This window comes from Aminobacter sp. P4_H6_2 (genome assembly GCF_056400805.1).
In genome coordinates, this window is sequence record NZ_JBFUKO010000170.1 from 1 (window position 1) to 9165 (window position 9165).

The following is a 9165-nucleotide window of genomic DNA, read 5'->3' on the forward strand; positions in this document are numbered from 1 at the left end:
GGCCTCCGCGCGGGCCCCGCGCGCGTTGACCGTCATCCAGCCCTCGCGCATGAACGCTTCCACGTGCGGCGCGACCGCTTCCGAAGCGAGATAGGCCGACGCACCCTGGCTGATGGTGAAGAGATAGCCGCCCAGGCCCTCTACGGCTTGCGCCAACCCATCAAGTAATACGGGCCACTTCTCCGGTATGAAGGAAGCCTCGTAGATCTGATCGATGAATTGTTCGGATAGCTCCGCCAATCGTTTGCCACTCCCCACCCTGGTCCGCCCCTTGTTGACCAAAGTCATTCGCCCCCTGGCGACCGGCCTGTGGGCGGATCCACTAGGCCAGGGCATGATCGAATGCAAAGCCGGATTCGGTTTTGCTGATCACGCTTCAGTAGAACGATAGCACTACACTTGGATTCATCAAGCGCTGGTCGTGGTGCGCAACTGTCGCAATCGTGCCAAAACGCGTGTTTCAAGGGCAAGTGCAGGCGGTAAGGGGACACTGGTGGCCATGTGTTGCCGCGTTCCCAATGCTCTTGCCGGGTGCCCCAAGGGCAGGTCGATTGCCGCCGCGCTTGGCTTGGGCGCATGTAAAGTGGATTACTGACGACACAATTCGATTCTAGCCGGACGGCTTTGCAGGAACCGCGATGTCTCAATTGAAAGATGTTCTGGACGAAGTGGTTGCGGAGATGGCGAACGCGCCTGAGCGCGGCGAGGTCGCTTCCTACATCCCGGAGCTTGGCAAGGTCGATCCGGCGAAATTCGGGATTGCGGTCATCATGAATGATGGCGAGGTGGTGGCTGCGGGCGATGCCGACGAACCCTTTTCAATTCAGAGCATATCCAAGGTGTTCACCCTGGCGCTGGCTTTGGGGCGAGCTGGCGACACCTTGTGGAACCGAGTTGGCCGGGAGCCTTCGGGCACGCCCTTCAATTCCATTGTCCAGCTGGAGCGGGAAGAGGGGATACCCCGAAACCCATTCATCAATGCCGGTGCGATCGTTGTCTCTGATGTGCTCTTGGCCGGCCATCAACCGCGCGAGGCCATCGGCGAGATCCTGAGCTTTGTGCGCTCCCTTGCCGATGACGATACCATCGTGATCGACCGCGACGTCGCCAATTCCGAACGCGCTACCGGTTACCGCAACTTCGCGCTTGCCAATTATCTCAAGGGGTTTGGCAACCTGAACCACGCGCCGGAGCTGACGCTTGGGGTCTATTTCCATCACTGCGCCATCGCGATGAGCTGCAAGCAATTGGCGAATGCCGGGCGCTTCCTGGCAAACTCCGGCAGAATTCCATCCTTGAACCACACGGTCATTTCAGGCGAGCGTGCCCGGCGCATCAATGCCCTGATGCTCACTTGCGGCCATTACGACGGCTCAGGTGAATTCGCCTTCCGCGTCGGCATTCCCGGCAAGAGCGGCGTCGGTGGCGGGATATTGGCGATCGTGCCCGGAGTTGCATCGATTGCGGTTTGGTCGCCTGGCTTGAATGATCGCGGCAACTCGATGCTCGGCTCGATTGCGCTGGAGAAACTGACCAAAAGAATGAACTGGTCAATCTTCTCATCCTGATCGGCCGAATCACGCGGCGCCGAAACTGCCTGCCTGACCAATCAGATAGCAGCCGATCCCGAATCCCATTGGCTGAGCCAGGACGAGAACTGCTGGCTCAGCGCCGTGGAAGTATCTATCGACGCTTCATAGGCGCCGACGATCGCTGTTATTTCAGGGCACAGCGCCACCAGCATGCCACTCCTGAGCTCGTTTTCGATGAAAGCAGGATTGGCTTGCCCTACGCCCAAACCTGAAATGCAGGCGTCGATGGCCGCTTCGTCGGTATCGAATGTGATGGCGCCCGCCTTGGGCGCAAACGCCACCCCGGCAGATGCCGACCATTGCAGCCATGACCACGCGTCCGCCGTGTCGAGCAGAACCGGCAAGTCGAACAGCGCTTCAGGCGAAAGCGGCCCGGCGAGCCCGCGCAACAGTTGAGGCGTGCAGACGCTGACAGTCTTGTCCAACAGGAACGCATTCGAAAATGCGGTCGTCTCCGTGCCCCTGACATAGCCGATCGTAAGATCCGCCGCATCATTGCCGGGCTTTTGCGAACGAAATGACAGATCAGCTCCCGGGCAGCTGCTTCTGAACGATCCGATGCGCGGGATCAGCCAGCGCTGCGTCAGCGTGATCGGAGCTTGAACGGTCAGCCGCGCCCGATGGGGCGAAATCTCACGCGCGCCGGTTTCGACAAGAGCCAGAGCACCCTTCGCATGGGCGAGGAAGCGTCGCCCGGACTCGGTCAATACGACAGCGTTGTGGCTACGCTGGAAAAGAAACGCGCCGAGGCTCTCCTCAAGCGTCTTGATCTGCCTGCTGATCGCGCTCGGTGTCAGGCACAGTTCCTCGGCCGCCAGCGTCAGGCTGCCCGTGCGGGCAACCGCAACGAACGCGGGCAAGGTGTTCAAAGACGGGAACCGGGAGGGTCCTGCTTGAGAGTTTTGCATGCCGGATTGAGAAGTTTTCGATTGCACATTGGGTCCTGCTGGGCAATTTGCCATAAAACTTGATAATTGTCCTCACCAATAAACATGGCCGCGCGATGCGAACGATGTTCCTTCACCAGAAGACCGGCGCGGCGCAATGACATTGCTGATCGGCAGCGCATCTTGTGACGGCGGAGCCGCGAAACTGAGCAGCAAAGGCTGTTTCGGCATCGTCGGCTTGATGGTTGCCGGCCTGGTCGTGCTCGCTGGCATCGGTTTTGCCGGGCTGTTCGTCGGCGGCGTGACCACGCCGTTTCAGGTGGTCATCGATGCACTGCTGGGGCGAAGCGCTGGGCCTGAAGCGGCGATCTTGTGGAAACTGCGCATTCCGCGTGAACTCCTGGCCATCCTGGCCGGAGCAGCGCTCGCCTGTTCGGGCGTTGTGATGCAAGGCGTGGCGCGCAACGCACTCGCGTCGCCGGACCTGACCGGCGTCCTGACCGGCGCAAGCTTTGCCATCGTCGTTTTCTACGTCTTCGTGCCCTCGGTGCCGGCCATCGCCCATCCGTTCATCGGCCTCGCCGGCGGATTGCTGGCTGGCGGTACCAGCCTGCTGATCGCGTCTGCGGGCGGCCTGTCGCCGGTCAGGCTGGCGCTGGCAGGGTCCGCCGTCGCCTTCTTTTGCGCCGCAGGCATCACCACGGCACTGATCCACGCTGGGCCGACGGTCGCCTCGGTGTTCTTCTGGCTCACCGGCGGACTTGCCGGCCGCGGCTGGCAGCATCTCATCATCCTRCTGCCCTGGGCCGTGGTGGGTCTGTGTGCCTGCGTCGTGCTGGCGCGGCCTCTCGATCTGCTCGCGCTTGGCGACGAGGCTGCCGAAACGCTCGGGCTCAATGTGCGCTTCTGGCGCCTTGCCGGTGCTCTGACGGCGATCGTCCTGTCGGTCGGCGTCGTGGCCGTCGCGGGCCCCATCGGCTTTCTTGGCCTGTGCATTCCCCACATCGCCCGCAGCATCGTTGGTGTCAGGCATCAGGTTCTGCTGCCCGTCTCGGCCGTTCTGGGCGCGATTGCGCTGCTGACCGCCGATACGCTGGCGCGCTTCATGGCTGCCCCGCGCGAACTGCCGATCGGCGTAGTTACGGCAATCGTCGGCGGCCCCTTCCTCATCCACATGGTCTGGAGGAAGACGGCGTGAGCAGGCTTCCATTCTGGCCGACAGCGGCTGTCACCTTCTGCGCGCTCGTTGCCCTGGCACTTCTCGCCGCGCTCAACGGTGCCGCCGATCTCGGCCTGCAACACGGGCTCGAAGCCCTGTTTTTCCGCAAGGGCGACGACGCCGGCATCGTGTGGGACATCCGGCTGCCCCGCGTTGCCATCGGCATCCTCGTTGGCATTCATCTCGCTGTTTCGGGGCATCTGCTGCAGGCGGCCACACGCAATCCGCTGACCGACCCCAACGTGCTCGGCATTTCTGGCGGCGCCATGTTTGCCGTGATGATCTTCCTGCTTTTCACCGTCTATTGGGGTCAGACCGACGGCAGCAAGCTGACCTCATATCCGGTCGCACCCTTGCCCTTCGTCGCGCTCGTTGGCGGTCTGGTTGCAGCAACCTTGACCTACCTTGTCGCCTGGCGTGCCGGCGCGACCCCGCTGCGGCTGGTGCTGGCCGGTATCTCCATTGGCATCACTTTCCAGGCGCTGGGCCTCGGCATCTTCGCCGCCTGGGGCTCGACCCGCATGGAGACGGTTCTGCTATGGCTGTCGGGCAGCCTCTATGCCCGTGGCTGGGAGCACGCGCTGCATCTGCTGCCTTGGACCATTGGCGGGTTGTTGGCGCTGCCGGTGATGGTGGCCAAACTCGATCTGCTTTCTTTTGGCGACGATGCGGCGGCGACGCTCGGCGTGAACGTTGGGGCGATCAGGCTGGCGGCCATCGCCCTTGCCACCGTGCTGGCGTCGAGTGCGGTCGCGATTGTCGGGCCATTGGGCTTTGTCGGTCTCATCACACCTCATGCCGCACGTCGGCTGGTCGGCTTCTCGCTGGCCAAGTCACTGCCGATTTCGGCACTTCTGGGCGCCTTTCTGGTGACATCAGGCGACCTTTTGGGCCGCATCGCCACCCCGCCGGCCGAAATCCCGGTCGGTGCGGTCACCGCGCTGATCGGCGTGCCGATTTTCCTCGTGCTTCTGGGACGACGCCTATGAACGGCCTGATCTGCCAGGACATTTCTCTCGGTTATGGTGCGCGCCAGGTGCTGCGCGATGTCAGCCTGTCCGTTCCCAAAGGCAAGATCACCGCGCTGATCGGGGCCAATGGCTGCGGCAAGAGCACCTTGCTGCGTGCCATGGCCGGCCTGTTGCGACCAATGTCGGGTGAGGTAGCGCTCGATGGCCAGAAGCTGTCGGCGTGGCCGCGCAAGCAATTGGCGCGCAGGCTTTCATTCCTTCCCCAGGAAATGGTCGATCCGCCGGAGATCACCGTCGTCGAGCTCATCGCCTACGGCAGGCACCCGCATCGCGGCCTTCTGGGGCGCTCGGCGCCCGGTGACGCGGAAGCGGTGGCGCGGGCAATCGCTGCCACCGACATGACCAGCCTCTCCGACCGCATGGTCTCAACGCTCTCCGGGGGTGAGCGGCGCCGCGCCTGGATCGCCATGGCGCTCGCCGTCGAAGCCGGGATCCTGTTGCTCGACGAGCCCACGACCTTCCTCGATATCGGCCACCAGTTCGAGGTGCTCGAGCTGTTGCAGCACATCAACCGCGCCCAGGGCATCACTGTGGTGTTGTCGCTGCACGACCTCAACCAGGCGGTGCGCTTTGCCGACCATCTCGTCGCCGTTGATCGCGGCACCATCATCGATCAGGGCGCTCCAGCCGATGTCATGACCGAGCATCTGCTGACCGAGACCTTTCGCGTCAGCGCCACCGTCACCCGCAACCAAGATCATCCGCCGGTCTTCATTCCCACCGGCTCGATCAAGGCTCCTTCACGTCTCATCCATTGAAAGGCTTATGTCATGAATCGCAGAGATTTCCTGATCCGCTCCACCGCCGTTGGCATGGTGGCGATGTTCGCGACCGCAGCCAAGGCGGCACCGCATACAATCACCGACGATCGCGGCGTGGCCATCAAGCTTCCCGATGATGCCAAGCGGGTAGCCGCCGTCTCCTATTTCGGCGCCGATGTCGCCTTGGCACTCGGCATCACGCCCGTTGCCACCACCTACATGGTGGAAGGCCGCAACCCCGACCACCTGCTCGGCAGACTTGTCGACGTGCCCAAGATCGGCCAGCGGGCAAGCCCCAACCTGGAGCTTCTGGCCCAGGCCAAGCCTGATCTGATCGTCGCCATCAAGCGCTACACCGAAGCCAATGCAGGCAAGCTCGAAGAGATCGCGCCCTATCTCGCGGTTCGCCTGGAGACGCCAGAGGACTCCGAGCGCGACCTGTTGCTGGTCGCCGAAGCGCTTGGCAAAAAGGCCGAAGGCGAAAAGCTTGTCGCCGATTTCCACGCCGAGTTCGACGCCCTGAAGGCCAAGGCGCCGAAGGACCGAGGCGTCAAATATCTCTATTTCTACGGTTCGGGCGAAGCGCCATGGACTTTCTACGAAGACGACGTCACCGCCTCGATCCTGACCACGCTTGGTGGCGTCAATGTCGCCGGCAAGAACCCGACGCCCGAAGTGCCCGATAACACCGCCTTCGAGATGAACCTCGAGGCCATGCTCCTTGCCGATCCCGACGTCATCATCGTCTACGATTACGGCCCGGATCGCCCGTTCGAGACAAACCCGATCTGGTCGTCGCTGCGGGCGGTGCAGGAAGGCAAGGTTCATTTCGTTGGCGATCACTGGATCGAATCGCACGGTCCCATTGCCCGCCGCGTCGTCATCAACGAAGCCGCCGCTATCCTCTATCCCGACGTCTTCAAGGCCGATTCCCCGCGCACCATCGCGGCCCGCATTCTCGCCTGATAGAGGGACTTCCGAAGCGCGACATGGCGAATACATCCATCCTGTCGCGCTTCGTCGCCGATGCGCGTCACATACTGGAGCTGGCGGTGCCGTTGGCGCTGACCCAGCTTGCCCAAGTGGCGATCTCGACCACCTCGATCATCGTGCTTGGCCTGCTCGGTTCGGCCGAGCTCGCCGCCGGCGGGCTGGCGATCGGCCTGTTCAACCTTTTGCGCACCATGGGCGTCGGCCTTGCGGTGGGAACCGCCAATCTCGTCGCCGAAGAGGCTCGCGGCACGGGCGATGCCGAAAAGATTGCGAATTACGCCGCCTCAAGCCTGCAGATATCGACATTGGCCGGCCTCGTCGCCGTGGCGCTCATGACGCAGGTTGAACCGCTGCTCCTGTTGTTTGGACAAGATGCTGAGGTCGCGCGGCTTGCCGGCATCTACCTGATGGCGACGTCCTGGGGCATTCTTCCGTGCCTGTGTTTCAATGCGCTACGCAGCTTCACCGTCGGCTTGAGAAAGCCGGGGCCGGTCCTGGCGATCACCTTGGCCTCCATCGCCATCAACGCGGCACTCGCCTTCGGCCTTGCCACCGGCCGTTTCGGCTTGCCGCAGTTCGGCGCGACAGGCGTTGCCCTTGCTGCTGGCTTGGTGCACCTGGCGAGCTTCGCCGCGCTTTCCATGCATGTGCTGCGGTCGCCAGGTTATGGTGCCTACAGAATCGTGCCGGCTTTGCTGCAGCTTGATGTGGGCACCTGGAAACGAACACTGGCCCTCGGCGTGCCGACCTCGGCAGCCTATGGTTCGGAAGCCGCTTTCACTGTCGCCATTGCCTTGTTGATGGGCACGTTCGGCGAAGCGGCACTGGCCGCGCACAATATCGTCAACCAGATCATTTACATCGCCTTCATGCTGGCGGTTGGCTTGTCGCATGGCACTTCAGTTGCCATCAGCGAGGCGCAGGGCCAGGGGCAGGGCGCCCTGAAACGGCGCTACGGCGCGATCGGCATCGGAATTGGCATGGCGGTCATGGTGATCATTGGTGCGGGCTACATCGTGGTGCCCGGTCTTATGCTTCTTCCGTTCGCATCGGATACGGGACCGAGCACCACGGAGACGATGAAATTTGCGGCTCAACTGCTGACGATTGCCGCAATCCTGCAAATCTTCGACTGCTCGCAGAACATCGGCGTGGGTCTGATGCGTGGCCTCGGTCGCGCCAGGCTGACGCTTGGCTTGACCCTCGTCGGTTATTGGCTGGTCGGCTTTCCAGTGGCCGTGGCCCTGTCTTATGCGCTCGGCCCGACGGGCGTGTGGTGGGGGCTCTGCGCTGGACTGGCGGCGACCGCGATCCTGATCCTGTCGAGCTTCGAACGACTCACGCGGACGCGGTGATCCGACGCCCGGCGATTTCGCTACGAGGGCGGGCGGGATGAAGGCACCGGGCCGCGCGCGATTCGTTTTGACTGAAGCCGTGCCTAATATGTGCTTGTGGAGGGGAGTTTACCTGATCGGCAAGGCCAGCGGGCCGCGTGATCCAGGCAATTGATCTTGCAAAGTAAAATGGTCGGAGTGGAGAGATTCGAACTCCCGACCCTCTGGTCCCAAACCAGATGCGCTACCAGGCTGCGCTACACTCCGAAATCACATTTCGATGCCGTGCCTAGTGGCTTCCGCTCGACAAGGCAAGGGCAAAAACGCCGAAACCGGCTTTCGTCTTGCAGCAACGGCGATTGCACAGTAATGACGGGCTCATCTGGATGTCCGTGCGTCTGCGCGGAATCACGAGTGAGGTAAGTATGTCCGCGCGAATTTTCAGCCCCGCTAAGACCGCCATGCAGTCGGGCAAAGCCAAAACCGGGCACTGGGTGCTCGAATTCGACGCCGAAAAGCCTAAGAAGATCGATCCGCTGATGGGCTACACTAGCTCCGGCGACATGAAGAGCCAGATTCGTCTGACCTTCGAGACCCGCGAAGAAGCGGTTGCTTATGCCGAAAAGGAAGGCCTGGCCTTCCGCGTTCAGGAGCCGAAAGAAGCCAAGCGTCGGCAGATTTCCTACTCCGACAATTTTCGTTATGACCGCAGGACGCCCTGGACGCACTGACGTTTCAAGGCAAAATCATCCCGCCCTGCATAGGGCGGTCAGCGGTCCCGTAGCTCAGCTGGATAGAGCACCGGCCTTCTAAGCCGATGGTCACAGGTTCGAATCCTGTCGGGATCGCCAACATTTTCGTCGCGACGCGAGCGCCACCCATCCAGCTTTCGACACGACATCTGCCATTGGCATTTGGCTTTGGCTTGCCTCGCAAGTGGCAAGCCGCTTAAATTCCGCCCTGCGGGCTGGTCCCGATCCACGGCTCATCGCCTATCAGCGGATTCAGATGTCGCACACACTGCCCGAGTTCCTGTCGATTGCGCCCAGGCTTGTCGTTGCCGTCTTGCTTGGTGTGCTGATCGGCATCGAACGCCAGTGGCGACACCGCCATTCCGGGCTGACCACCCATGCGCTGGTAGCGCTCGGTGCGGCCGCGTACAGCGCGTTGCCGACGCTGGTCGGTGTGACCAGTGAAGTGCGCATGGGCAGCCAGGTGGTAACAGGCATTGGCTTCCTGGGTGCCGGCTTGATCATGCGGGACGGCCTCAGCGTGCGCGGACTGAGCACAGCGGCAACCGTGTGGGCCACAGGTGCCGTGGGCGTGCTGGCCGGTTATGGCAACCCCC

At 62.4% G+C, this 9165-nt stretch carries 9 protein-coding genes, 2 tRNA genes and 1 pseudogene; 9 read left to right on the forward strand and 3 right to left on the reverse strand.

The window, feature by feature from the left end:
* A pseudogene (locus AC1DUU_RS14225) lies at positions 1 to 288 on the reverse strand (hypothetical protein); the annotation flags it as partial.
* A gap of 350 nt (positions 289 to 638) precedes the next feature.
* Here AC1DUU_RS14225 and AC1DUU_RS14230 point away from each other — a divergent pair.
* Positions 639 to 1568 carry a glutaminase gene (locus tag AC1DUU_RS14230; protein ID WP_476784059.1) on the forward strand — a complete coding sequence of 310 codons (930 nt, stop codon included), beginning with the start codon at positions 639 to 641 and terminating at the stop codon, positions 1566 to 1568.
* A 41-nt stretch (positions 1569 to 1609) separates the two neighbouring features.
* Here AC1DUU_RS14230 and AC1DUU_RS14235 read toward each other — a convergent pair whose 3' ends face one another.
* Entirely contained in the window at positions 1610 to 2461 is an 852-nt protein-coding gene (locus AC1DUU_RS14235; RefSeq protein ID WP_476784060.1) for a LysR family transcriptional regulator, read from the reverse strand.
* Between the two features lie 175 nt (positions 2462 to 2636).
* Here AC1DUU_RS14235 and AC1DUU_RS14240 point away from each other — a divergent pair, with 175 nt between their 5' ends.
* From AC1DUU_RS14240 to AC1DUU_RS14260, 5 genes are read left to right on the forward strand one after another with little or no spacing between them, the layout of a single operon-like run.
* Positions 2637 to 3677 carry a FecCD family ABC transporter permease gene (locus AC1DUU_RS14240; RefSeq protein WP_476784061.1) on the forward strand — a complete coding sequence of 347 codons (1041 nt, stop codon included), beginning with the start codon at positions 2637 to 2639 and terminating at the stop codon, positions 3675 to 3677.
* Positions 3674 to 4687, forward strand: coding sequence for a FecCD family ABC transporter permease (locus AC1DUU_RS14245; RefSeq protein WP_476784062.1), 1014 nt, complete (start codon positions 3674 to 3676; stop codon positions 4685 to 4687). Before AC1DUU_RS14240 ends, AC1DUU_RS14245 begins: the two co-directional genes overlap by 4 nt.
* Positions 4684 to 5487 carry an ABC transporter ATP-binding protein gene (locus AC1DUU_RS14250; protein ID WP_476784063.1) on the forward strand — a complete coding sequence of 268 codons (804 nt, stop codon included), beginning with the start codon at positions 4684 to 4686 and terminating at the stop codon, positions 5485 to 5487. Before AC1DUU_RS14245 ends, AC1DUU_RS14250 begins: the two co-directional genes overlap by 4 nt.
* A 12-nt stretch (positions 5488 to 5499) precedes the next feature.
* Positions 5500 to 6456 carry an ABC transporter substrate-binding protein gene (locus AC1DUU_RS14255; protein WP_476784064.1) on the forward strand — a complete coding sequence of 319 codons (957 nt, stop codon included), beginning with the start codon at positions 5500 to 5502 and terminating at the stop codon, positions 6454 to 6456.
* Between the two features lie 23 nt (positions 6457 to 6479).
* Positions 6480 to 7838, forward strand: coding sequence for an MATE family efflux transporter (locus AC1DUU_RS14260; RefSeq protein ID WP_476784065.1), 1359 nt, complete (start codon positions 6480 to 6482; stop codon positions 7836 to 7838).
* 169 nt (positions 7839 to 8007) lie between these two features.
* Here AC1DUU_RS14260 and AC1DUU_RS14265 read toward each other — a convergent pair.
* Positions 8008 to 8084 (reverse strand) — tRNA-Pro (locus tag AC1DUU_RS14265).
* Positions 8085 to 8242: 158 nt separating this feature from the next.
* Here AC1DUU_RS14265 and AC1DUU_RS14270 point away from each other — a divergent pair.
* From AC1DUU_RS14270 to AC1DUU_RS14280, 3 genes are all read left to right on the forward strand, one after another.
* Complete coding sequence (locus tag AC1DUU_RS14270; protein ID WP_115732770.1) at positions 8243 to 8548, forward strand: ETC complex I subunit; 306 nt, start codon at positions 8243 to 8245, stop codon at positions 8546 to 8548.
* A gap of 43 nt (positions 8549 to 8591) precedes the next feature.
* Positions 8592 to 8668, forward strand: a tRNA-Arg gene (locus AC1DUU_RS14275).
* 157 nt (positions 8669 to 8825) lie between these two features.
* A partial coding sequence (locus tag AC1DUU_RS14280; protein WP_476784066.1) for an MgtC/SapB family protein occupies positions 8826 to 9165 on the forward strand: 340 nt, incomplete at its 3' end.